This window comes from Streptococcus sp. SCPM-O-B-15294 (M123) (assembly GCF_058200455.1).
In genome coordinates, this window is the sequence record NZ_JBYQGU010000018.1 from 1 (window position 1) to 21,621 (window position 21,621).

Consider the following 21,621-nt stretch of genomic DNA (forward strand, 5'->3'; position numbering starts at 1 on the left):
TTTTTGGTATAAACAAGTCAACCTTACAGCCACAAGGGATTGAATAGGTTGAATACGAAATTGACTACGACATAAAATTTGCGAATTTTTCAACCACATTATAGCGTTGATTGTCGTTTATGTGTGTGTATAGATCAAGTGTCGTTTGAATGTTATTATGGCCTAGTCGGTCTGATATTTCTTTGGGTTGGATACCAGATTCAAATAATAAGCTAGCGTGTGTGTGCCGTAGGCCGTGAGGGGTGATAGGCTTTAGATTGTACTTTTTAATAAATTTTCTAAGTTTTTTCGAAAATTCATTAGGCACGAACATAGTACAGTACGAATTTGTGAAGATTAAGTTTTCACCTTGCAAAAATGATACGCCATTTTTAAAGTATTGCTTTTTTTGTTCCAGCTTCCAACTCTTTAAAACGCTGATAGTATAATCGTCAATAGGTATAATACGCTTGCTTGCTTTTGTCTTTGGGGTTTGTAAAACTTGTTTTCCGTCAACGTATGCGGTGGTACGGCTTATTGATAAAGTCTTTTCTTCAAAGTCTATATCAGACCATTTAAGGGCTAGTGCTTCACCACGCCTTAACCCCGTATAAGCTATTGTGTGCAGAAGGGTATAAAATAACGCACTCTCTTTTTTCGCTAACTTTAAAAAATTATTTAACTCTTCTTTTGTGTAGCAGTTATCTTTTTTTTCTACTTCTTTCGCCTTGGGTTTGATTATTTTATCAATCGGGTTGCTTTTGATAATATCTAACATTACCGCATACTTTAAAATACGATTGATAATCGAAGCATAATTGGCATACATGGAATATTTTTGGCTTAATTTAATAAACAACGATTGACAAAATATGACAGTTATTTTGTCTACGTTCATGCCTTCAAAATATTCAGCTATCATGTAATCGAGTTTTTGTTTTGTGTTGAAAGCAGTAGAAGCCTTGACGGTAGTTTTATAATTTTCAAACCATAGATAAGCAATTTCTTTGAAGGACTTTTCAGATCGGTTAGAAGAAAGCCCGTTTTCCTCCACATTTAGCAATAAGTTTCTTTCAGCTTGTTTGGCTTCCTTGATAGTTTTAAATCCCCGGCGCGTGGTCCTTCTCTCTTTTCCGGTTAAAGGATCCACGCCTAAATAAGTTTGGAATAAGTAACGGGTTTCCCCATTTTTCATAGTGTATTTTTTAATCATGTCTTTCCTTTCTTTTCGATAGCTTGCCCGCATAGTTGAAGAAGTGAAAGAAAAGTGTTAAAATACAAGTGTAATTTTTTCATGTCCTTCCTTTCTAGCTTGCCAAAGCTGGAAAGGTTTTTTTATTTGTATAAAAGTTCAATTAGTTCTAGTCCTGAATCTGAAAAGATTCCTGAATCAATCAACTTTTGTTTACTAATTTTCAAATATTCCGGATCATCTGACCTTTTAGAAATTTCTAATTTTTCGGAGTAATAACGTTTAATGAAGTTACTTTCTTCACCTTCTAAGCCTTTATACATTCCTTCAACGGATTCAGCAAGCGCCCTAACTTCCTTATTTTCCAGGAAAGCTTCGCACAAAGGCGCTAGTTTAGAAAGATTGTCTAAAGTATTTTTTAATGAATCTGAATAGGTTTCAAGATCTGAAGTAGTCATTAATGGAATAGAATACTTTTCTATTTGTTTCATTGCTTCACTTGCCTCTGCAAGTTGATCCGTTTTTATTTTTTCTTTATCAGCTATTTTTATATTCCCGTTTGAATCAGCTTTCAAAAATAGAGCTACTAAAGCACAATATAGACCAACAAAGAAAGGTACAGTAGTCCAAAAGAAACACAGGGACAAAAGGCCTTTTTTCTTTTGGCCTGAATAGAAGTATTGCGCCCCGAAAATTCCTAAGAATACAGCTAAAAGAATGTACATTAATTTATTACAAATATATTCTTTGGTTTCAATTTTATAAAAGCTATACCTTACTAATTCAGGTTCCGGCGCCGTTCGCTTGGTATTATTACGGCTTCCGTTCTTCAACGGCTTTAAAGGGTCAATTGTTACTTTATGGTAAACTTTATTATAAATAGCTTTTTCAGGATTTTTAATATATCCCATTCCTTTTTTTCCATATAAGGGATTTACTGATTTTTTTAAGGTTCTATTTATTCTTCCGGTTGTCCTAGCTTTAAAACTTTTTTTAAGGCTGGGCGTTCTAACTCCAATTTTCACTTTTTAAACTCCTTTTTTTTCTAAATTAAGGCTTTATATTCTTCCTTGATCATTATTTCATCCGCGACCGTGGTCAAGTGGTAATACTCCATAAACTTCATATAATTAAAATCCGCCTTATTTTCTATTTGAGAAAGGGCGTCTTTTAATAAGTGATGGATCATATTTCTATTCGCTTCATTCTCACAGCGTACCCTAGCATTAGTGTATTCCGCTGGTGTATGGTCAAGGTGGCCCAATTCATGAAGTAACACTTTCATTCTTTCCTTTTTATCAAGCTTATCGGAAATGAAAGCCGTTCGGGTTTTAGGATCATAAAAACCAACTTCATCAGGCAATAAATTACCATCAAATGTGTGTACAGTAATATCATAACCCTTTAAAATTTCTTTTTCAGTCAAGGCGTTCTACCTATTCTTCAGTCCCCTTTAGATACGCTTCTATAATGGATTGAATTACTTTCTTCTTTTCTTCGGTTAATTCGCGCCCACCGAACATCATGACATTGCTAGCCATGTCTTCGACATTAAAGGCGGTTTGATCTGATTGATTATTAGAAGCAATAGTAGGGTTTTCCGACTTCCCTAGTAAATAATCAACAGACACTTCTAAATAGTCCGCAATTTCTTGCAGGCGTTTGGTGCTGACATTTTGACGCTTTAAAGAATAGAGGGTGTTTCTGCTATAACCTAGCTTTTCTTCTAGCTGATTTAAAGAAAGACCCCGCTTTTTCGATAATTCTTTAATTTTTTCAAACGTGTAAAGCATTGATTTATCAACCTTTCTGAAGGATTGACAAAAATATTTCAAATTATTTGTATAAAAGTGTTGACATTTTTAAACAAATGATTTAAAATGATTCTTGTAAGTGAAAAACAACTAAAAAAACAACTAAAAAGATAAACAAATAAACTAAGTTTTGGCGAACCGGTTTTATTAAATTATCAATGTTTTCTTATGTATTCATTTTAAATTATCCATTTAAAAATGTCAACAATAATTTGAAAATATATTTAATTTTTTAGTTGCTTTTCTGTTTACAATAAAGAAGAAAGGAAAAGGATATATGCCAGATATTGACGTAGGACGCAAAAAAGTAGTTGCATTTCTGGAAGCAAACAATATCAAAAAAAGCGATTTGGCTTCAGTATATGGGCGGGACCGCCAGGAAGTAACAAACATTTTGAGCGGTTCAACCCGTGGGCCAAAAGCAAATAAGTTTATTTTGCAAGTCATAGCCGATTACAATATCGACTAAACAAAAAAAAGAAGCACCCAAAAGATTGAGCGCTTCAGAAATTTTAACTACCTACATTATAACACAACTAAGCTTGCCCGCATAGTTGAGGGGGTGAAGATGGAAAACATAAGTTTACCGCCTTTGTTGAATGACGAAATAGCAAAGATGGCTATTAAAGAACTTCTTCAATTCGCAAAAGAAGAAGTTAGAAAAGAATTGGAAGCGGAACGGCTACCAATCAACCAAAAAGACCTTTGTAAAAGGTTTGGCTTTGACCACGGGTACATTAAGAGATTGAGGCGCCGGGGCTTGAAGTACAGAAAACAAGGACGGGAAAAAATGTACGACCTAAAAGACGTATATGAAATTTTAGAACAAGAAAAGGAAATTGAAAAATGTTAGAACCAAGTTTAACCAGTCAAGTGGCCGGGGTGCTACTAGTTGCCGGATTTTCTTTCACAGCCGGTTTTATCACAGCCGTGAGAGATTATCGAAAAGCAGAACGCAAGAAAAAACAAGAAAACAAAGTAGCTGAATTACAAGCCCTTTGGGAAGATGAAATTAAGGCGCACGATCAGAGAGTTATTGAAGAATACAATAGCCAAATGGCGCTATTAAGAAAAGCTTCAATTTCTGATAATGATTGGGGAATGGCTGAAGTTCTTTAAAAGAAAGGAAGTAAAAATGGCTACTTTATACGAATTAACAGGCCAGTATTTGGACATTTACAATTTGGAAATTGATGATGAAACCAAATTGGACACTATTGAAGCGCTGGGATTGGATGAAGAAATTGAAGTTAAGGCGGAAAATTACGCTAAACTGATCCGCAACCTTGAAGCTGATAAAAAGGTTTACAAGGAAGAGGAAGAGCGTTTCAAAAAGAAAAAAGAAAGCACTGATAAGAAAATTGAGCGCTTAAAACGTGACCTTCAGGCTTCAATGGAAATTACCGGGAAAACAAAAATCAAAGGTGAATTATTCACCCTTACAGTTCAGAACTCAAAAGCTAGTGTCATTGTGGATGAAGCGAACCTACCTAAAAAATATTGGGTGAAAAAGGTAACTGAAAGCCCAAATAAAAAGGCACTTTATGAAGTTTTGAGCGAAGGTAAAAAAGTGAAGGGCGCTACGCTTCAGGAAAACCGTAGCTTACGGATCAAATAGATGAAAATTTTAACTATTGATCCATCATCAAATAAGGCCAAAGATAGCACTTCTGGGATTGCTTATCTCAATAATGCCCGTTTAATTAACCATTGGGTAGTACCTAAAGGACTACCGGCTATTAAACAGTGGTTTGATGAAGTAGGTTATGAACTAAAACCGGACGTGGTGATAATTGAAAAATTCGAGGCGCGTGATAATGACTTATCTAAGGATAATTCAGTTTTAGAAACTATCGCTTACTTTCAGTTATTTTTTCCGGAAGCAATTTTACAACGAAATGCCGGGTATCAATCGGACATACCAAATGAACTATTAAAAGCCCTGAACCTTTGGAAGTTTGACAAAAGCCATCACCAAGATGTAAGGGCGTCGGTCCGGCTGGGCTTATTCTGGGCCGTGAGAAATGACATTGAAGAAGTTGTTTCAGATATCGGGAAGGTGGTGAGTGAATATCACGAACAGTAACGAGAAATGGACAGACATAGTTGGATACGAGGGTTATTATAAAATTTCTAATTTAGGAAATGTTAAAAGTTGCGAACGAATAATCGAACATGGTTTAGGAAATGCTGATAGAACTATAAAACCAAGAATTATAAAACCTTACAATGATAATCATGGATATTACGTAGTGTCTCTAAGTAAAAATGGTAAAGTCAAAAAACATAAAGTCCATAGACTAGTTGCCGAAGCATTTATATCTAATCCAGAAAATAAACCTACGGTAAACCATCGCAATGAAGTTAGAAATGATAACCGTGCTGAAAATTTGGAATGGGCTACCTTTAAAGAAAATAATAATTATGGTAGCCACAATGAAAGGGTTTCAAAAACATTAAGTAGATCTATCGAACAATTGGATAAAAATGATAACAAAATATCAACTTTTGAAAGTATCAGAGAAGCAAGTCTAGCCACGGGGATTCATATCATGAATATTAAAAGTTGTTTATCTCACGAAAATAGAATTTTTGCCGGAGGGTACAAATGGAGGTATAAAATTTAATGAATATTATTTTAAAAAAATGGCAAAAGGAGGCGGTGTCCCGAAGTTCAAGATTAACCAACGGAATTTTTCTTGAAGCTTTGGGAGGCTAAGGTAGAGGTAAAACAATTTGCGCCCTTGAAATCTGTAAGCACAAGAAAGCTAAAAAGGTTCTAATCTTAAATAACCGCTTATCCATTCTTGAAGGCTGGAAAGACACGGTTCAAAAGTTCAACTATTCGGATAATTGCGATTTTGAAATTATCACGGATAGAACTTTACAGAACAGGGTTAAAAAGGGCCTTAAAATCGCTTGTGACGTCTTAATAATAGACGAATGGCAGAATATGAGCAGTGACAAATTAAGGGGCTTATATCGCAAAATAAAGCGTAAATACACTATAGGGCTATCCGCTACCCCAATCCGGAAAAAAGGTTTGAACTTTTACCCGCTTGAAAAAACAATCTTTGGGCGCGCTGATCCAAATAATAAATTTGATTGGCAGAAAACACATGGCCAAATGGTTTACGATCCGTTTTCTTACTCTAAAGAAAAATGGAAAGACTTTAAGAACTATGAAAGCTATGTTAATAATCTCCCTAACTTCTTCCGCTGGGAAGAAATTGAAAAGATTGAGCAAGCAACGGAAAACAACGGCTACAAGATCCGCTTCTATAAGAACACTTTAAAAGTCGGAAATCCGGAACTTTTAAAGACGTTTAGAAAGTTGAATTTAGTAACGGTTGACGGAAAGACGGCCATAGCAAAACAATCCTTTGGCCGGGCTACCTTTGAACGCTACTTACAACAAACCGGGGTAGAAGTTGACTTTCCAAAATTGAAACCAATAAACCAAGATACCCCGTTACTAACCACGCTTGACGGTTTAATAGATCGAAGCCCTGAAGATATGCTGATAGTAAGCAAGTCTAAACAGGTCGTTAATGTGATCCATGACCGACACCCGGAAATAGGAATATGGACCGGGGGCCGACAAGAAGGCCTAGAAAACAAGGTAGTAGTTGCTACTAGTCAAGTTCTAGGTGTCGGAGTGGATGGCTTACAACATAAGTATAAGACTATTGTAGTGCTAGATCCGGTAAGTGAAGAATCCGGGGAGTATGACGATTATAGGCAACTACTTTGGCGGGTGACAGGGAGCCGGCAACAAAATGATGTAAACATTATTGAATTTTATTTTAAGGAAGGGTAACAGATGAATATTGAAGCAATCGTATTCGGTACACTAATTTTTATGGTAGGTTTCCTTTTAGGGGAACGCTCAACAAAAGAAGAAAAGAAAGAAAAAGAGGAACAAAACAATGACTAAAGTAACAGCTAAATATTATGTATTCCGTGACAAAAAAGAAGGCGAATTTTTGGAAAGCTACAAAGATCGCGGGCGCCTAGCCTTTCGAAATGGCTACACTGACGAAATTCAAAACGCCTTAACTATGAGCGAAGAAGGTTATGAAAAACAAAAGAAAGAACTCAAAAACCTTGCGAAAGCCTTTGACGCTGAAATCATTGAAGTCAATGCAACCTATGAACTTACATACCCTAACGGGGATGAAGTCCGCGAAATTGAAAAAAATGAATCGGATGATCTTTTAAATTTTGGTGATTTTTTAAAAACAGTTTTAGGAAAAAAACTTTCCGAGGATGGTGAATAAAATGGCCTTTAAACTTCCAGAAAATAAACCACAGATCCCAAAGGACACCCCACGAAATTTCTTCTTTTATGGTGAAACCATGTCTGGGAAAAGCTACCTTGCGAATGAATTTCCGGCGCCTATCGTCCTAAATACAGATGGCAATGCTGAAGCGAATACCGTCCCTTCAATCCAACTTGTAAATGAAAAGGATGAACAAGGGCGAATTACTAAAAGCGTCATTTCTCAAATTGGTGAAATCCTTTTGGCCTTACAAACTCAAAAACACACTTACCAGACGGTGGTAGTTGATGTTATTGATGATGTAATTGAAATGATTAAAATTGCCGTTTGTGATGAATTGACACCGCCCGGAAAGCCCCGCTTGAAATCTTTGTCAGAAATTCCTTACGGAAAAGGGTACGACTTTTTCAATCAGGCGATCACTGAAATGGTAATTGACCTAAAGGCCTTACCTATGAACGTCATTTATATCAGCCGTCAAGTTTCTGAATATGATGATAACGGCAACGCGACCAAGGACAAACCAAGCCTAAAGGACAAGTATGTAAACCTAATTAATGGTAATTCGGATTTGATGATTCACACCGAAAAAGTAGGCAATAACTACAATAGAGAAGTGGAACGCAAACGCAAGAAATACTACATGGATCAGGTTGATGATAAGGCTATCTTGAAAATCTTATCAACAATCCGCGGGGCCTTGGAACCAGCAAAAGCACCAAGCAAGCCGGCACCAGCTAAAAAGGAAGAAGCCAAGGAAGAAAAACCAAAGGCGACTAAACCACAAAAAACAGAAAATATTTCTGAAGATGATCTTTTCTAAAGGGGGATTTTATGAAAATAGCACTTTTTGAATACAACTTACAGCATGATTCATTAGAAGAATTTGAAAAAGATTTTAATGCTTTTTCCCAAAGAGTTGAAGTTGTTGACGTTAAACAAAATTTTATTGATACGCAAGCAGGGTTACTTTTGTTTGCAACGGTTTTATACAAATAATTAAAAAAATAGAAAGAATTAAAAAGAGGAATTTAAAAATGAGTTTACTAGACATTGCACAATCAATTAAAAAAGAAGGGTTTGATCCACGCAAAGACAGCGCAAACGGACCGGCACCAATTCCAGCCGGTGAATACCAAGCCATTCTTAAATCTGCACAATTCAACGTAGCAGAAAGCGGATGGGAAAGCCTACAATATCGCTTTGAAATCCGCGGTGGTGATTATGACGGCCGGACTGAATATGTTTCATTCGGTACCTTGGATACTTGGAACGGAAAAGATATTGGCTGGTCAGTACAACGTACAATCAAGTTTTTCCAAAAAGCCTTGGCCTTTGCAGAAGACGCACCCCTAAAAGCTGATTTTGATGATGGTAAGGCCCTTGAAGAAGCCCTTAACCGTAAAGCGGTAGGAACCTACTATACTTTGGTAATCATTGAATCAGAAAGCAAGGGTAAAACTTACCGCAATTATGATCTTAATGAAGCTGAAGGCCTACCAAATACCGACGCTATTGAAATCAATGATGATGATCTACCATTCTAAAATTTAGGAGTAAATAGGAATGGCTAGCATGAAGCACTACGCTTTACAATATCAAAAGTTAGGCTTTTCCGTCATTCCTATCAACCCTAAAAATAAAAGGTCTATGATAGAGTTTGCGGACAAGTCCAAAATGACAGCGGAAGAAATAGCGAGTTTTTGGGACCAGCACCCAAACGCTAACATAGCCTTAAAGACTACTAATTTCTTTGTGATTGATATTGATAAGCATGGAAAAGAAAACGGGTTTGAATCACTCAAACGTTGGAAGTATTTAAACTTAATTGAACCGACCTTACAAGCCAAGACCGCAAGCGGTGGAAAGCATTTATTTTACTTCAAGCGGGAAGATACCCCAATCACTCAAATGATTGGTTTCCTCCCAGGGGTGGATATAAAAGCACATGAAAATAATTATGTTTTGGTGGCACCGTCCGCAACGGAAAAAGGACAATATGAGTGGGACCTGGAAAAATCAAGTAAAGGCGGAACAATGGTTACACCTTCAAAAGAATTGATCCAGGCCATCAAGAAAACCTACCAGAAAAATCACGGGTATAATTCGGAAGGGCTTAAAAACCTAAAAGAAAGAAGTTTAACCCGTGACCGGAACCAAACAACAGAATTATTTGAAACTATCGCGGTAGGTTTTGGTGATGAAGGCGGACGGAATGACAAACTAGCAAAATTTGTAGGCGGTTTACTTTTCCGGGCCGTGGATGATGAATATATTCTAAGGCTTGCAGAAATCGCAAACGGAAACAGCGTTAACCCTTTACCTGATATTGAGGTGAAAAGGACGGTAGAAAGCATGATCAAGAAAGATAGAAGGGGGTGAGAAAGATTGGTAATGTCGTAAGTATAGACAAAAATCCTAAGTTGGTTTTGACGGATAAAGGTGCTATCAAGGCTACTAGTCCGGCCAATGTGGTAATGTGCCTGAAAGCTGATGAACAGTTAGGGCAATATCTAAGGCGTAATGACTTCTCCCAGGAATATGAATTGACGCAAGAAATCCGGTTAGGAAATACCACATTTCCAGCCGGGGAATTACCCGCCAGTTTTGTAAGTGTCCTTACCGTTTATTTTGAAAACAATTTAGGGGTTGTTTATTCACCCAACGCCATGAAGGCCGGTCTTGAAACTTTCTTCTCTGAACGGTCTTACAATCCAGTAAAAGAATACATGGAGCGCGTGGCCATGAAATGGGACGGTAGGAAGCGAATTAGAAAAATGTTTCAACATTATCTGGGCGCTGAAGATACTGAACTAATTTCAAAAATCGCGGAAATGTGGCTAATCGGAGCCGTGGCAAAAGTTTATGAACCATTCGTAAAGTTTGACTATGTTTTAGATCTTGTCGGTGGTCAGGGTGTAGGTAAAACGTCCCTACTTCAGAAAATCGGTGGCCCTTGGTACACCGACGCGGTAACAGATTTTAACAATAAGGATAATTTTGACATTATGTTGAAAAACCTAATCGTCAATGATGATGAAATGGTAGCAAGTAACCGAATGTCATTCGCTGAAACAAAAGCTTTTATTTCAAAAACTAGCTTACGTTACCGCCGGCCTTATATGTCCAAAACTGAAGAGTTTGCCAAAAACTTCATTTTGGCCCGGACCACTAACCAGGTGGAATATCTAAAAGATAAAACCGGTGAACGGCGCTTCCTTTCCGTGATGGTGGATGGTGCAAGGCAAAAAAAACACCCTATGGAAATCGAACAAGCTACAATAGATCAGATTTGGGGTGAGGCTGTTTCAATCTATAAAGAAGGCTTTGAACTGAAATTTGACGCGGAAACGGAAGCTGAACTTGAAACATACCGGGAAAAATTCATGTACCGGGACGAAGTTGAAATACAGGTAATGGATTATCTTGAAATGCCTATCCCTTCAAACTGGGAGAAAATGACGGTACAGAAACAACACCAATATACTGCTTCATGGTTTGATAATTCTTCGGAAGTTGAATTTGGGATGGAAAAACTCAAACGAGTTTCAACCCGTGAAATCATGTACAACTTATTTATGAAAAATTCAAATGATCGGAAGCTTTCCGCGAAAATCAATCTGATTATAGGGCACCTCCCGAATTGGGAGAAAAAAGCCTATAAAGCAAACGGAAAAACAATCAAAGGCTTTGTTAAAATTGATTAACATTTTATGACTTTGTGAAAAAAATTTACGGTAACCGCTCGGTAACTTACGGTAACCTTTGGGGTGGAGATCGGTAACTTTTTTGGAGATCGGTAACCTTACGGTAACCGTGAAAACCCTTGATATTACTGACTTTATTACTACTAATTATATAAAAGTTACCGAGTTACCGTATTTTATAAAAAAAGTATAAAAATATTTATAAAAAATAAGAAACCCTATTATATCAACGTTTGTAAAAAATATAAAAGGAAAATATTTAAAAAGTTTTAAAAATACGGTAACTCGGTAACTTTGAAAATTTCACAAACTTTTTGAAAGGATAAATATGGAAAAAGAAAAGAGTTTTGAGCAAGTTTTATCGGAACTTGTGGAACAAGATTTGGTTAATGAGCCGAATCATTACAAGGGCCAAAATGGAATGGAAGTCATTGACGTGATCAAAAATTTTGCACCATGTCCCGAATATGCTGAAGGGTTCTTTTTCGGAAATGTCGTGAAGTATGTTTTACGACATTCAAAAAAGAATGGCCTGGAAGATTTAAAAAAGGCCCAAAAATATTTGGGTTGGTTAATTGAGTATTTGGAGAAAGGGAAGAATGAAGCGGGAACTAATTGAAGAAACAATTAAGAAATATCAAGATCAATTAAATGATGAAGCACATTTCCAGCGGTTGAGAAATTTCTTCCCTAAAACGGCTGTACAGCAACGGAAAGAATGGATTAGAAAAAGAATTAAGCAATTAAAGGAGGATTTAGAAAAATGCAGATTGATAAAAAAACAAGTGATTTACTTTTTAATACCAAGAATTGGTTCATTGCCCGTGATATTAGTCAAGGGGATATAGACAAGCAAGGCTTGAAATTGATTGAAGAAACCGGCGAATTAGTGGCCGGTTATCTCAAAGGGAAACATGAAGTCATAATGGATTCAATCGGTGATGTGGCCGTGGTTGTCGTAGGCTATGCTATGATGGCCGGGGTCAATCCGGAACAAGTATTTTTCAAAGAAAAAGACGATTACAAGCCTTTCAATAATGTTTCCACTCTTATTTGGATGTTAGTGGATAATGCCTTTCAAGCTAAAGTATCCAAGGATTTAGGGATTGAAGCGGGTATCCAGTACAGTCTTTCAAATATTATTATCTATTTGGAAAATATTTGTAAAGAATTGCATTATGACTTTGTGAGTTGTTTTGAACACGCTTATAACGAAATTAAGGACCGAAAAGGTCGCTGGGTTAATGGTTCTTTTGTAAAAGAAGAAGATTTATAAAAAGAGTAAATGCGGATAAAATACAGGGAACAGCTTTTAAAAGAAATTGAACAAACAGAATCACAATTAAAGAAGCTTGAAAAATCGGAAAAATCCAAAATGAGGGAACGCAATCAACTAAACAAAGAAATCTTGAAGATCCTACTGAAGAAACAGGAAGCAGAAAAGGAACTGAAGGAGAAAAAGGAAATTCTACGGAATTTGTCAAACATGACAATGATTTTCAAGTAAAATAAACGAGGTGAAAGCGTGAATTTTTTAGATTTATTCGCCGGGATTGGTGGCTTCCGTTTAGGAATGGAATCCGCCGGCCATGAATGTATCGGCTTTTGCGAAATAGACAAATTCGCAAGAGCCAGTTATAAAGCAATACATAACACAGAGGGAGAAATTGAATTACATGACATTACAACAGTCACAGACGATGAAATCCGAGCTATTGGACCCGTTGACGTTATCTGCGGAGGATTTCCGTGCCAAGCTTTCAGCATTGCGGGAGCTAGACGAGGATTCGAAGATACTAGGGGAACTCTATTTTTTGAGATTGCAAGGTTCGCTTCTATTCTCAAACCTAAATATTTATTCCTTGAAAACGTTAAAGGACTCCTCAACCATGACAAGGGCAATACCTTTGAGACAATCCTCTCAGCGTTGGATGGACTCGGGTATGATGTGGAATGGCAAGTGCTTAACAGCAAAAATTTCGGAGTCCCCCAAAATCGGGAACGAGTGTTCATTATCGGACATTTTAGAGGAGAACGTTCCAGAAATGTTTTTCCTTTCGGAGGAAAAGCTGAAAACGTTGACCCTGGACTAAAAAATGAAATCAAAAAATACGGGACAATCCAACCGAACTTCAACCAGAGCGGGATTGTTTACGAAACAGATGGCATAGCACCAACTATCAGAGCGTATCAAGGCGGAAACCTTGAACCTAAAATCCGAGTTAAGGAAGCAACAAAACGAGGATATGCTGAAGCTACAATCGGTGATAGTGTGAACCTATCACACCCGAATTCTAAAACTCGCAGAGGGCGAGTTGGTAAACAGATAGCGAATACTTTATTGACGGGTGAGAGTCAAGGAGTGGTAGAGCCTGACTTTAGAATTAGAAAACTGACACCTCGTGAGTGCTGGAGATTGCAAGGATTCCCGGACTGGGCTTTTGATAAGGCGCAAGAGGTCAACTCAAACAGTCAATTATATAAACAAGCTGGGAATAGCGTGACCGTTAATGTGATTGAAGCGATAGCGAAGGAATTGAAATGATTATTGTGATTCCCTTAAAAATAAAAGGTAAAAAAGATGAATAAACAAGAATTGGAAAACTATTACGCTGATTTATTAAAAAAATACCCGTTTGGGAAAGTTGAAATAAAACAAGTGTTAAAAGATTTGGATAAACTAGACGAATCGCAGAAAGTCACAGTCCCGCAGTGTGTGGGTGATTATATTGAACACGCCAAAGAAAGCGAATGGGATTTAGAAGATTTGTTTGAGTTTGTAGGCGATCAAGAATGTGGAGGGATTCAAAAATGGTTTTATGACGAATGTAACCAAGAAACGCTTGCCCTTGCTTGGATCAATGGCTACACAATCGAGAAAGAGAAGCGGTATATTGTGAAGATTATTGGAATTACCGATTATAATAGTTACTTAAATTATCGAAAAGCAGAAAAGGCTTGGACTATTGAATCCAAAATGGAGATTGATGCAATCAGAACTAATCACACTTACGAAGAACTTGAACAAGCCGGATTTGGCTGGGTGTTTGATTGCCCCGGCGTGGAAATTGAGGAGGTGGAGGAATGAGCGATAGTGTGTTTATAGACGCATTCACAAGGTATGGGTGGGTTGAAGAATGTATAGATATTGCCGAAGTGGCCTATGTGGATTTTGAGAAATGCCAGATATGTCTTAAAGCGCACGGCGCACAAATTCCACGTAGGATCCTAACAACTTTAGGTTCATTGTATGGTGTTGAAAAGGCTTTGATAAGAAATCGGAGGCGAAGTGATGAAAATCATATTAACACTTTCTGATATTATAGCCCTACTATTTGGCCTTGTTTGGTTGATTGGCTTCATACTAGCCGGGCTAGTGTTTTTTGTATCAAGGGGGGGAAATGACAACTAAAAAAGAATATTTTAGCTACTTCCTTGCTTTCCTTGCTGTTTTTCAAATAATCGTCCTTAATATTCAAGTTGTAAACCAATCACAAGAGATTAAACGACTTGAAACCCAGCCTAGAATGGTTGTATATGAGGTTAAAGGTGCCGGGGGTGTAATTGACCGTACCGGCACTATAAACGCTAAAAACGTCCTAGAGGGGCGTTATACGGTGACCATAAGCGGGTATGGTAACTTCCTAGTTAATAAGGAACAGTATGACAGCCTAAGAATTGGGGACCAAATGCCTGAATATTTGAAAGGAATTGGGAATTAGTGAGTAACGCTGAAAAGTTTTTCAAGCTATATGAAGAACTTGCTTCAGAATTTCCGGACCATAAAGGATTTATAGAAAGCCTGGGAGTAAAACAAGTTAAATGTTTTAGGAATCGGATAAACAAGTATAGAAAAGCGGGGACAGTTCCCCCGCCTTCTATGCTGAAATCCTTTAAAGGTGTAATGGATCCAAACTTTCTACTTGAGTGCATGGATGAATACATGGATGATTACAAGAGTAACGATACATGGAAATTTGACAATATCAAAATGGAATTTGTCAATAGTTACAGAAAAGAAGAATCTGAAGAAGTTAAGCATAGAAGAAAGATAAAAAAAAGGGTAGTCGCGAGGCACTACCTGGAAAAAGCTTGGAATGTGGAAGAATGAATGTTACGCTTGCAAGCCCTGAAAAGCTTGTAAGTGATTAGTGTATCAAAAATAAAAAATTAGAATGGGGGTACTCCTTTATATTGATAAATCTTAAAAAAGGGGGGCGTTTGATACACGCGCCCCAAAATTAAAAAAAGCCGGCCTACTGCAAAACCGACTTTTTAGGAGTTATGAAAAATGAAAAAATAGGAGATAAAAATATTATATCATTATTTATAACGAAAAGGGGTTCGGGGGAATTGGTTAGTAAGGCACAGGATTTACTTGATGAATTGCAGAAATTAGACATTGACATTAAAAGTCGGATGGATGAAATCAATGAATTGGAAGCCGGGCTATTATCAAGCCCGAAATTTCAAGTTGATAAAATATCCGGTGGAAAAGGCCGGAAAATTGATGATGTGTACACTCAATTAGTGGTGATGAAGGAAGCAATAGAACAAGACACTACTGAAATTATTAACAGAAAGTTAGAATTAAGTAGGGTTATCAATAAGCTGAAAGATCCTAAACAAAGAACAGTATTAAGGCTTACTTATATTGTTAAAAAACACGTTTTGGATATTTGTAACGATTTAGACGGTATTTCTATACCTACTTATTACCGCTTGAAACGGTCCGCGATTGATGAACTGGACAGAATTATTAATGGTGATAACGTTTGATAATCGCCGGTATAGTTCAAATTTCATATATTTTCATTGTAAAGGCACGATTATATCAATGTGATAAAATGTTAGTATCAAGTAATAGGGATAAAACAACGGCGTTTTATCCTTTTTTTGTTTTATTTTTACCAGAAAGGAGCCAAAAGATTTTGGGAATGACGAAAAAACAAAAAAGGTTTGCGGATGAATATATAATCAGTTTAAACGCTACGGAAGCTTATTTGAAAGCTTATCCAAAGGCTAAGTATGGAACAGCTAAGACAAATGGAAATGAATTACTGACCAAAACTGACATTAAAGCTTATATAGAAGCTGGACTTGAAAAATTAAAATCTGAACGCGTCGCGGATCAACAAGAAGTGTTAGAGTTCCTAACCGCTGTTATGCGTGGTGAAGTCACTGAACCGCTTTTGGTCCTAGATGGTGAAGGAACTCAAAAGGTAGTACAAGCAAAACCATCAGTAGCAACTAGACGGGCTTCCGCGGTTGATTTAGGTAAACGATACGGCTTATTTGTGGATAGGCAAGAAATCACTCAACGGGTGGTAGAAATCGAACTTGGAAATTGGGACGATGAAGAAACCACAGATTAAAATAAAAATTAAGAATCCTAGTCGGGTTTTTAATAAACATATTTACGACAAATTAACCGACTATAGCACCTTTACAGAAATTCACTATGGCGGGGCTTCGTCCGGTAAAAGTCATGGAGTAATTCAGAAAGTAGTTTTTAAGAGCCTTCAGGCTTGGAAATATCCAAGGAAGGTTCTTTTTTTGCGGAAAGTTGGATCCAGCGTTTACGATTCTATCTTTGAAGATGTTAAACAATGCTTGGAAGCCTGGGGTCTACTTGGTGCCTGTAAGGTTAATAATTCCGCTTACCGTATCGAATTACCAAACGGCGCCCAATTTATTTTTAAAGGGTTAGACAACCCGGAAAAAATTAAATCCATTAAAGGGATTTCAGATGTAATCATGGAAGAAGCGTCTGAATTTACTTTAGATGATTATACACAGCTTACCTTGCGTTTGCGGGACAAGAAACACCCTAATAAACAGATCTATTTGATGTTTAACCCGGTGTCTAAGGTTAATTGGGTATATAACGCTTTCTTTGTTAAAATGCCTAAGAATACAGTTATCTATCAAACGACATACAAAGACAATAGGTTTTTGGATGATCTCACAAAAGAGAATATAGAAGAACTTGCTGACCGGAACGAGGCTTATTATAAAATATACGCCCTGGGGGAGTTTGCAACCCTGGACAAGCTTGTTTTTCCAAAATATAAAAAACAATTACTAAACAAGGATGAACTAAGTCACATTCCATCAGATTTTGGTCTTGACTATGGTTTCATAAATGACCCCAGCGCATTCATGCACGTCAAAATTGATGAAGAAAACAAGCGTCTATATATTGTGGAGGAATACGTTAAAAAAGGCCTTACGAATGACAAGATAGCTGAAGCGATCAAGGCCCTGGGCTATTCAAAAGAGATTATCCGGGCGGATAGTGCTGAAAAGAAATCGAATCAGGAACTAAGGAACCTAGATATTCCACGGGTAATTGATGTTATAAAAGGCCCTGGGTCAGTCATGCAAGGGATTCAATACATTTTACAATATGAAATTATCGTGGATGAAAGGTGCGTAAAGACCATAGAAGAATTGGAAAACTATACATGGAAGAAAGACAAGGCTACTAATGAATACATTAACGAACCGGTAGACAGTTATAACCACTGTTTGGACGCGGTACGCTATGCGGTTCAAGATCGAATTTTCCAAAAGAAAAAGGAATTGGATGTTAATAAGACGATTTCCAAAGTAAATCGCTTGTTTAGAAGGTAGGTAAAAGATGGATCATGTGAATGAATTTGAACACGGTTTGGATATTGAAGTTTCAACCCGTAATGATAGTTTACAATTTAGTAGGCTAGCCAATGAACAATTTAGATATTCTTCCGCTGAAGAATTGCTTAACACACCAGGAGGAAAGAAAGCCTTCCGGGATATGCTGACAGCGTTTTTTGAACATCAAAAACAACGCTTACGGATTTTAGATTCTTATGCTAAGGGGAACAATTACAGCATTTTAAGCGGTAAACGCCGGATGGACAAAGAAAAGGCAGATTACCGGGTTAGACACCGCTGGGGTGGTTATATTTCAAGTTTTGCTACTTCTTACGTTATTGGGAATCCGGTAACCGTGGGAGTGCTAGAAGGTGGAAATAAAGACCAGTTACAATCAATTAAGGAGATTGAATGGAATAACGATATTAACGCTTTAAATAGTGATTTAGCCTTTGACGCTTCCGTTTATGGCCGGGCTTATGAATATCATTTCCGTGATCGGGATAATATGGACCGAGTGGTTTTAATTAGTCCGCTTGAAATGTTTGTTGTCCGAGATTTGACCGTGGAACAGAATATTATATGCGCGGTTCACCTTCCAATCTATAACGAGCGTGTCAATATGACTGTTTATACTAAAGATCAAGTAATTAAGTATAAACCATTTACTTATTACAGCCCGCGCCTTGTTTTGGATGAAGCAACCAAGCATAATTATAACGATATTCCAGTTGTTGAATGGTGGAACAATCGCTATAGAATGGGCGACTATGAAAGTGAAATTTCTTTAATTGACGCTTACGACGCTAGCGAATCAGACACCGCCAATTATATGAGCGATTTGAACGACGCTATGCTTTTGATTAAGGGTGATTTGGAAGCTATCGGGGCAACGGCTGACAACGTGGCCAAAATGAAAGACGCAAACACGCTATTACTTCAGACCGGAATTAGTGCAAATGGTCAACAAACGACAGCGGACGCCGGATATATTTATAAGCAATATGATGTACAAGGTACGGAAGCTTATAAGAACCGTTTGGCGAATGATATTCACCGCTTCAGTCGTATTCCTAACCTTGATGATGATCGCTTTAATTCTACACAGTCAGGAATTGCCTTACTTTATAAGATGATTGGACTGGAACAGGTACGCAAAGACAAAGAAACCTACTTTACTAAGGCATTGCGTCGCCGTTATGAGTTAATCAGTAACATTCATAAGGCTGTAAATGGTCCTAAAATTGAAGCTGACAAGCTAACCTTCACTTTCCACCCTAACTTACCACAAGACGTTTGGACGGAAATCAAGGCTTACATTGAAGCGGGCGGGGAAGTATCACAAGAAACCTTACTTAATAACGCGAGCTTTACCGACTATGAAACAGAAATAGACCGTATCAAGAAAGAGGAAGGCGCAAGCGATTTTGAACGAGCGAAAAGCGTAGGTATCACGGATGAACTTGAAAATAGCGGACAATCGGAAGTATAACGCGGAACGCAAGGCACAAAGCGCCCTAATGAAGCGAGATTTAGACCGTGAAAGGGCCTTGGTTGAAATTTACCAGGAATCTTATGACCGTTTACAAGGGAAGATAGACCGTTTTTATATCAATTATGCGGGCCGTGAGGGCTTAACCAAACAGGAAGCCATGAAACGGGCTGACCAAATGGACGTTACCAAGTTCAATCGCAAGGCTTACAAGGCTGTAAAAGAAAAAGATTTCAGCCCGGCTACTAATGAATGGTTGAGAGTTTACAACTTAAAGATGAAAGTAAGCCGGCTGGAACTCTTAAAGGCTGAATTAGATCTTGAAATTCAGAATTTGACGGCTGAAACTTATGAAATGTTTGACAATGCCCGTAGAAGCGAAATACTACGTGAATTTGAACGACAAGCGGGGATTTTGGGTAATTCATCCAAGGGAGTGAAGAAGCGCCTAGAGGCGATTTTAGACGCTGATTTCTACGGTGAATCTTTTTCAAGCCGTGTCTGGGGTAAGACAGGCTTACAACAAACCTTACAAAAAGACGTGTTTGCTTCCCTTAATCGTATTTACACGGATATGATGGGTTACAAGGAAGAACGGAAAAGACTTGCTAAGAAATATGGTACTAGTCAGGCAAATGCTGAAAGGTTGATTAAAACAGAAATAGCCCGGATCAATGCGGACACACAAATAGAAATGTTAGTGGCCAATGAGTTTACACATTTTATTTTTGTGGCCGAACCTGGAGCGTGCGAGATATGCGCACCTTTGGACGGGAAAGCCTTCCCGGTTGATGAACTTGAAAAGGGCGTGAATATGTACCCTATGCACCCTAATTGTAGGTGTTCGGGTTATGGACATATTGAACTAAAATACAAAGATGGTAGAAGCACTTTAAACGATTTTAAATTAAACAAAGAAGATGAAAATTAAAATTTCACCTTCTTTTTTTATTGTCCAAACCGTGCTAAAGACACAAAAAGTTGCATGAGTTCGGGGAGGTTGCCCGTCAAGCGTAGAAAGGAGCCTAATAATGGCAGAAGATCAAAACACACAGGCGATTGATCCACAATCACCGGAAACAGTTGAGGAACAAGCTAGCAATCCGACACAGGAACCGGAAAAGATGGTATCAGTCGCAGAAATGCAACGCCGTCTGAAATCCTTGGAAGATAAACATTCCAAAGATACAGCGGACGCAATTTCTAAAGCCTTGGAAAAATACAAGGCAGAAAGCGAACTGACCGGGAAGGAATTAGAAGAATACCGCCGGAAAGAAGCTGAAGCAGAAAAGCAAGCTTTACTTGATAAGATCGCTGGGCTTGAAAAAGAACAAACCAAGCGAGAATTAACAGATGAAGCTATTAAAACACTTTCTAGCCGGAAACTACCGGTCAATGATAAAGTGATTTCTTTTGTTGTTAAAGATACCACTGAAGGTACCTTACAAGCTATTTCAGACCTTGAAAGTATTATTAGTGAAATCAAGGCTGAATACTCACAATCGGAACCTCCTAAAGTTTCTTCAGATTTTAGCGGGTCCGAAAAGTCAAACAAAGGGGATATTTTCCGAAATTCCCGAATCATTAAATAAAACACCTTAAAGGAGAATTTTAAAATATGACAGTACAAACTTTTAACCCGGATAAAGTATTGGTTTCAGAGAAAAAAGATGGAACTTTTACTAAAAAAATGACAGACATTATTATGAAGGATGTCGCTGAAAATTCGGTAGTAATGCAACTTGGGCAATACCATGAAATGGATGGTTTGCAAGAAAAAACCGTTTACGTGCAAACAGATGGCGTTTCCGCTTATTGGGTAAACGAAACCGAAAAAATCAAGACTGATAAACCTGAAGTAGTGCCTGTTACTTTGAAGGCTCACAAATTGGGTATTATCCTAGTTGCTTCCCGTGAAGCCCTTAACTACACATGGGAAAAATTCTTTGAAGATATGAAACCGCAAATTGTGGAAGCTTTCCATACTAAGATTGATGAAGCTGGACTTTTGGGGCATGAAACACCTTTTGCCAATTCAGTAGCTAAGTCCGCTAAAGATTCAAGCCAAGTCGTAGTTGGTCCTATCAACTATGAAAACCTTCTTAAATTGGAAGATAAGCTTTATGAAGCGGACATTAACCCTAACGCCTTTGTTTCTAAAATCCAAAACCGCTCTGCATTGCGTGAATCACGCGACGGCGACAAGAAAACAATTTACGACAAGGCGAACAATACCATTGACGGCATTACTACCGTGGATCTTAAATCAAAACAATTTAAGAAAGGCGACCTTTTGGCCGGTGATTTCAATAGCTTGATTTATGGTGTACCTTACAATATCAATTTCAAGATTTCTGAAGAAGGTCAAATTTCAACCATGAAAAACCAAGACGGCACACCAATTAACTTGTTTGAACAAGAAATGGTAGCGGTTCGCGTTACTATGGATATCGCTGTAATGGTTACTAAGGCAAACGCCTTTGCTAAGTTGACCGCTTCCGCTGAAAATGTCTAA

General features: G+C 37.7%; 30 protein-coding genes. 26 read left to right on the forward strand and 4 right to left on the reverse strand.

Annotated features, from left to right (window positions below; translation table 11 throughout):
* Positions 1 to 64: 64 nt before the first annotated feature.
* The 4 genes from AC3E8G_RS09345 to AC3E8G_RS09360 all read right to left on the reverse strand — a co-directional run bounded on the left by AC3E8G_RS09345 (position 65) and on the right by AC3E8G_RS09360 (position 2,964).
* Complete coding sequence (locus AC3E8G_RS09345) at positions 65 to 1,192, reverse strand: tyrosine-type recombinase/integrase (protein WP_490677561.1); 1,128 nt, start codon at positions 1,190 to 1,192, stop codon at positions 65 to 67.
* A gap of 122 nt (positions 1,193 to 1,314) precedes the next feature.
* On the reverse strand, positions 1,315 to 2,196 hold the full coding sequence (locus tag AC3E8G_RS09350) for a TM2 domain-containing protein (RefSeq protein ID WP_490677562.1): 882 nt from the start codon (positions 2,194 to 2,196) through the stop codon (positions 1,315 to 1,317).
* 20 nt (positions 2,197 to 2,216) lie between these two features.
* On the reverse strand, positions 2,217 to 2,597 hold the full coding sequence (locus AC3E8G_RS09355; RefSeq protein WP_490677563.1) for an ImmA/IrrE family metallo-endopeptidase: 381 nt from the start codon (positions 2,595 to 2,597) through the stop codon (positions 2,217 to 2,219).
* A 10-nt stretch (positions 2,598 to 2,607) separates the two neighbouring features.
* On the reverse strand, positions 2,608 to 2,964 hold the full coding sequence (locus AC3E8G_RS09360) for a helix-turn-helix domain-containing protein (protein WP_490677564.1): 357 nt from the start codon (positions 2,962 to 2,964) through the stop codon (positions 2,608 to 2,610).
* 298 nt (positions 2,965 to 3,262) lie between these two features.
* Between AC3E8G_RS09360 and AC3E8G_RS09365 the strand changes: the two genes are divergently transcribed.
* From AC3E8G_RS09365 to AC3E8G_RS09490, 26 genes are all read left to right on the forward strand, one after another.
* The gene (locus AC3E8G_RS09365; RefSeq protein WP_129821848.1) at positions 3,263 to 3,454 is read left to right on the forward strand and encodes a DNA-binding protein; all 192 of its coding nucleotides are present in this window, start codon (positions 3,263 to 3,265) and stop codon (positions 3,452 to 3,454) included.
* Positions 3,455 to 3,553: 99 nt separating this feature from the next.
* The gene (locus AC3E8G_RS09370) at positions 3,554 to 3,838 is read left to right on the forward strand and encodes a hypothetical protein (protein WP_490677565.1); all 285 of its coding nucleotides are present in this window, start codon (positions 3,554 to 3,556) and stop codon (positions 3,836 to 3,838) included.
* Positions 3,832 to 4,104 carry a hypothetical protein gene (locus AC3E8G_RS09375; RefSeq protein ID WP_490677566.1) on the forward strand — a complete coding sequence of 91 codons (273 nt, stop codon included), beginning with the start codon at positions 3,832 to 3,834 and terminating at the stop codon, positions 4,102 to 4,104. Before AC3E8G_RS09370 ends, AC3E8G_RS09375 begins: the two co-directional genes overlap by 7 nt.
* A gap of 16 nt (positions 4,105 to 4,120) precedes the next feature.
* Positions 4,121 to 4,603 (forward strand): siphovirus Gp157 family protein, encoded by a 483-nt coding sequence (locus AC3E8G_RS09380; RefSeq protein WP_490677606.1) that lies wholly within the window; start codon positions 4,121 to 4,123, stop codon positions 4,601 to 4,603.
* The gene (locus tag AC3E8G_RS09385) at positions 4,604 to 5,071 is read left to right on the forward strand and encodes a hypothetical protein (RefSeq protein WP_490677567.1); all 468 of its coding nucleotides are present in this window, start codon (positions 4,604 to 4,606) and stop codon (positions 5,069 to 5,071) included.
* Positions 5,052 to 5,612, forward strand: coding sequence for an NUMOD4 domain-containing protein (locus tag AC3E8G_RS09390; RefSeq protein WP_490677568.1), 561 nt, complete (start codon positions 5,052 to 5,054; stop codon positions 5,610 to 5,612). Before AC3E8G_RS09385 ends, AC3E8G_RS09390 begins: the two co-directional genes overlap by 20 nt.
* A 122-nt stretch (positions 5,613 to 5,734) precedes the next feature.
* Positions 5,735 to 6,805, forward strand: a complete 1,071-nt coding sequence (locus tag AC3E8G_RS09395; RefSeq protein WP_490677607.1) for a DEAD/DEAH box helicase family protein — start codon at positions 5,735 to 5,737, stop codon at positions 6,803 to 6,805.
* 109 nt (positions 6,806 to 6,914) lie between these two features.
* Positions 6,915 to 7,265: a hypothetical protein gene (locus AC3E8G_RS09400; protein WP_490677569.1), complete on the forward strand. Its 351-nt coding sequence runs from the start codon at positions 6,915 to 6,917 to the stop codon at positions 7,263 to 7,265.
* Position 7,266: 1 nt separating this feature from the next.
* The gene (locus AC3E8G_RS09405; RefSeq protein WP_490677570.1) at positions 7,267 to 8,091 is read left to right on the forward strand and encodes an AAA family ATPase; all 825 of its coding nucleotides are present in this window, start codon (positions 7,267 to 7,269) and stop codon (positions 8,089 to 8,091) included.
* An 11-nt stretch (positions 8,092 to 8,102) separates the two neighbouring features.
* On the forward strand, positions 8,103 to 8,267 hold the full coding sequence (locus AC3E8G_RS09410) for a hypothetical protein (RefSeq protein ID WP_490677571.1): 165 nt from the start codon (positions 8,103 to 8,105) through the stop codon (positions 8,265 to 8,267).
* Between the two features lie 38 nt (positions 8,268 to 8,305).
* Entirely contained in the window at positions 8,306 to 8,815 is a 510-nt protein-coding gene (locus tag AC3E8G_RS09415) for a DUF669 domain-containing protein (protein ID WP_490677572.1), read from the forward strand.
* A gap of 19 nt (positions 8,816 to 8,834) precedes the next feature.
* Complete coding sequence (locus AC3E8G_RS09420) at positions 8,835 to 9,650, forward strand: bifunctional DNA primase/polymerase (protein ID WP_490677573.1); 816 nt, start codon at positions 8,835 to 8,837, stop codon at positions 9,648 to 9,650.
* The gene (locus AC3E8G_RS09425; protein ID WP_490677574.1) at positions 9,647 to 10,975 is read left to right on the forward strand and encodes a virulence-associated E family protein; all 1,329 of its coding nucleotides are present in this window, start codon (positions 9,647 to 9,649) and stop codon (positions 10,973 to 10,975) included. The genes AC3E8G_RS09420 and AC3E8G_RS09425 overlap by 4 nt, the downstream gene beginning before the upstream one ends.
* Before the next feature lie 328 nt (positions 10,976 to 11,303).
* The gene (locus AC3E8G_RS09430) at positions 11,304 to 11,594 is read left to right on the forward strand and encodes a DUF3310 domain-containing protein (RefSeq protein WP_490677575.1); all 291 of its coding nucleotides are present in this window, start codon (positions 11,304 to 11,306) and stop codon (positions 11,592 to 11,594) included.
* Between the two features lie 144 nt (positions 11,595 to 11,738).
* Positions 11,739 to 12,251, forward strand: a complete 513-nt coding sequence (locus tag AC3E8G_RS09435; RefSeq protein WP_490677576.1) for a MazG-like family protein — start codon at positions 11,739 to 11,741, stop codon at positions 12,249 to 12,251.
* A gap of 249 nt (positions 12,252 to 12,500) precedes the next feature.
* Entirely contained in the window at positions 12,501 to 13,520 is a 1,020-nt protein-coding gene (locus tag AC3E8G_RS09440; RefSeq protein ID WP_490677577.1) for a DNA cytosine methyltransferase, read from the forward strand.
* Positions 13,521 to 13,556: 36 nt separating this feature from the next.
* Entirely contained in the window at positions 13,557 to 14,063 is a 507-nt protein-coding gene (locus AC3E8G_RS09445) for a DUF1642 domain-containing protein (RefSeq protein WP_490677578.1), read from the forward strand.
* A 313-nt stretch (positions 14,064 to 14,376) separates the two neighbouring features.
* Positions 14,377 to 14,697, forward strand: coding sequence for a DUF1372 family protein (locus AC3E8G_RS09450; protein ID WP_490677579.1), 321 nt, complete (start codon positions 14,377 to 14,379; stop codon positions 14,695 to 14,697).
* Complete coding sequence (locus AC3E8G_RS09455) at positions 14,697 to 15,086, forward strand: hypothetical protein (protein ID WP_490677580.1); 390 nt, start codon at positions 14,697 to 14,699, stop codon at positions 15,084 to 15,086. Before AC3E8G_RS09450 ends, AC3E8G_RS09455 begins: the two co-directional genes overlap by 1 nt.
* A 173-nt stretch (positions 15,087 to 15,259) precedes the next feature.
* Positions 15,260 to 15,754 (forward strand): DUF1492 domain-containing protein, encoded by a 495-nt coding sequence (locus AC3E8G_RS09460; RefSeq protein WP_490677581.1) that lies wholly within the window; start codon positions 15,260 to 15,262, stop codon positions 15,752 to 15,754.
* A 158-nt stretch (positions 15,755 to 15,912) separates the two neighbouring features.
* The gene (locus AC3E8G_RS09465) at positions 15,913 to 16,350 is read left to right on the forward strand and encodes a terminase small subunit (protein ID WP_490677582.1); all 438 of its coding nucleotides are present in this window, start codon (positions 15,913 to 15,915) and stop codon (positions 16,348 to 16,350) included.
* Positions 16,331 to 17,611, forward strand: a complete 1,281-nt coding sequence (locus AC3E8G_RS09470; RefSeq protein WP_490677583.1) for a PBSX family phage terminase large subunit — start codon at positions 16,331 to 16,333, stop codon at positions 17,609 to 17,611. Before AC3E8G_RS09465 ends, AC3E8G_RS09470 begins: the two co-directional genes overlap by 20 nt.
* A gap of 7 nt (positions 17,612 to 17,618) precedes the next feature.
* Positions 17,619 to 19,106 carry a phage portal protein gene (locus AC3E8G_RS09475; RefSeq protein ID WP_490677584.1) on the forward strand — a complete coding sequence of 496 codons (1,488 nt, stop codon included), beginning with the start codon at positions 17,619 to 17,621 and terminating at the stop codon, positions 19,104 to 19,106.
* Positions 19,072 to 20,037, forward strand: coding sequence for a minor capsid protein (locus AC3E8G_RS09480; RefSeq protein WP_490677585.1), 966 nt, complete (start codon positions 19,072 to 19,074; stop codon positions 20,035 to 20,037). Before AC3E8G_RS09475 ends, AC3E8G_RS09480 begins: the two co-directional genes overlap by 35 nt.
* Positions 20,038 to 20,137: 100 nt before the next feature.
* Complete coding sequence (locus AC3E8G_RS09485; RefSeq protein WP_490677586.1) at positions 20,138 to 20,698, forward strand: capsid assembly scaffolding protein Gp46 family protein; 561 nt, start codon at positions 20,138 to 20,140, stop codon at positions 20,696 to 20,698.
* 26 nt (positions 20,699 to 20,724) lie between these two features.
* The gene (locus tag AC3E8G_RS09490) at positions 20,725 to 21,621 is read left to right on the forward strand and encodes a phage major capsid protein (protein ID WP_490677587.1); all 897 of its coding nucleotides are present in this window, start codon (positions 20,725 to 20,727) and stop codon (positions 21,619 to 21,621) included.

Coding starts and splice junctions, on each gene's coding strand:
- AC3E8G_RS09345 (WP_490677561.1), bottom strand. CDS start 1,192: ATGATTAAAAAATACACTATGAAAAATGGGGAAACCCGTTACTTATTC.
- AC3E8G_RS09360 (WP_490677564.1), bottom strand. CDS start 2,964: ATGCTTTACACGTTTGAAAAAATTAAAGAATTATCGAAAAAGCGGGGT.
- AC3E8G_RS09365 (WP_129821848.1), top strand. CDS start 3,263: ATGCCAGATATTGACGTAGGACGCAAAAAAGTAGTTGCATTTCTGGAA.
- AC3E8G_RS09370 (WP_490677565.1), top strand. CDS start 3,554: ATGGAAAACATAAGTTTACCGCCTTTGTTGAATGACGAAATAGCAAAG.
- AC3E8G_RS09375 (WP_490677566.1), top strand. CDS start 3,832: ATGTTAGAACCAAGTTTAACCAGTCAAGTGGCCGGGGTGCTACTAGTT.
- AC3E8G_RS09380 (WP_490677606.1), top strand. CDS start 4,121: ATGGCTACTTTATACGAATTAACAGGCCAGTATTTGGACATTTACAAT.
- AC3E8G_RS09385 (WP_490677567.1), top strand. CDS start 4,604: ATGAAAATTTTAACTATTGATCCATCATCAAATAAGGCCAAAGATAGC.
- AC3E8G_RS09400 (WP_490677569.1), top strand. CDS start 6,915: ATGACTAAAGTAACAGCTAAATATTATGTATTCCGTGACAAAAAAGAA.
- AC3E8G_RS09405 (WP_490677570.1), top strand. CDS start 7,267: ATGGCCTTTAAACTTCCAGAAAATAAACCACAGATCCCAAAGGACACC.
- AC3E8G_RS09410 (WP_490677571.1), top strand. CDS start 8,103: ATGAAAATAGCACTTTTTGAATACAACTTACAGCATGATTCATTAGAA.
- AC3E8G_RS09415 (WP_490677572.1), top strand. CDS start 8,306: ATGAGTTTACTAGACATTGCACAATCAATTAAAAAAGAAGGGTTTGAT.
- AC3E8G_RS09420 (WP_490677573.1), top strand. CDS start 8,835: ATGGCTAGCATGAAGCACTACGCTTTACAATATCAAAAGTTAGGCTTT.
- AC3E8G_RS09430 (WP_490677575.1), top strand. CDS start 11,304: ATGGAAAAAGAAAAGAGTTTTGAGCAAGTTTTATCGGAACTTGTGGAA.
- AC3E8G_RS09435 (WP_490677576.1), top strand. CDS start 11,739: ATGCAGATTGATAAAAAAACAAGTGATTTACTTTTTAATACCAAGAAT.
- AC3E8G_RS09445 (WP_490677578.1), top strand. CDS start 13,557: ATGAATAAACAAGAATTGGAAAACTATTACGCTGATTTATTAAAAAAA.
- AC3E8G_RS09450 (WP_490677579.1), top strand. CDS start 14,377: ATGACAACTAAAAAAGAATATTTTAGCTACTTCCTTGCTTTCCTTGCT.
- AC3E8G_RS09460 (WP_490677581.1), top strand. CDS start 15,260: ATGAAAAATGAAAAAATAGGAGATAAAAATATTATATCATTATTTATA.
- AC3E8G_RS09465 (WP_490677582.1), top strand. CDS start 15,913: ATGACGAAAAAACAAAAAAGGTTTGCGGATGAATATATAATCAGTTTA.
- AC3E8G_RS09470 (WP_490677583.1), top strand. CDS start 16,331: ATGAAGAAACCACAGATTAAAATAAAAATTAAGAATCCTAGTCGGGTT.
- AC3E8G_RS09475 (WP_490677584.1), top strand. CDS start 17,619: ATGGATCATGTGAATGAATTTGAACACGGTTTGGATATTGAAGTTTCA.
- AC3E8G_RS09480 (WP_490677585.1), top strand. CDS start 19,072: ATGAACTTGAAAATAGCGGACAATCGGAAGTATAACGCGGAACGCAAG.
- AC3E8G_RS09485 (WP_490677586.1), top strand. CDS start 20,138: ATGGCAGAAGATCAAAACACACAGGCGATTGATCCACAATCACCGGAA.
- AC3E8G_RS09490 (WP_490677587.1), top strand. CDS start 20,725: ATGACAGTACAAACTTTTAACCCGGATAAAGTATTGGTTTCAGAGAAA.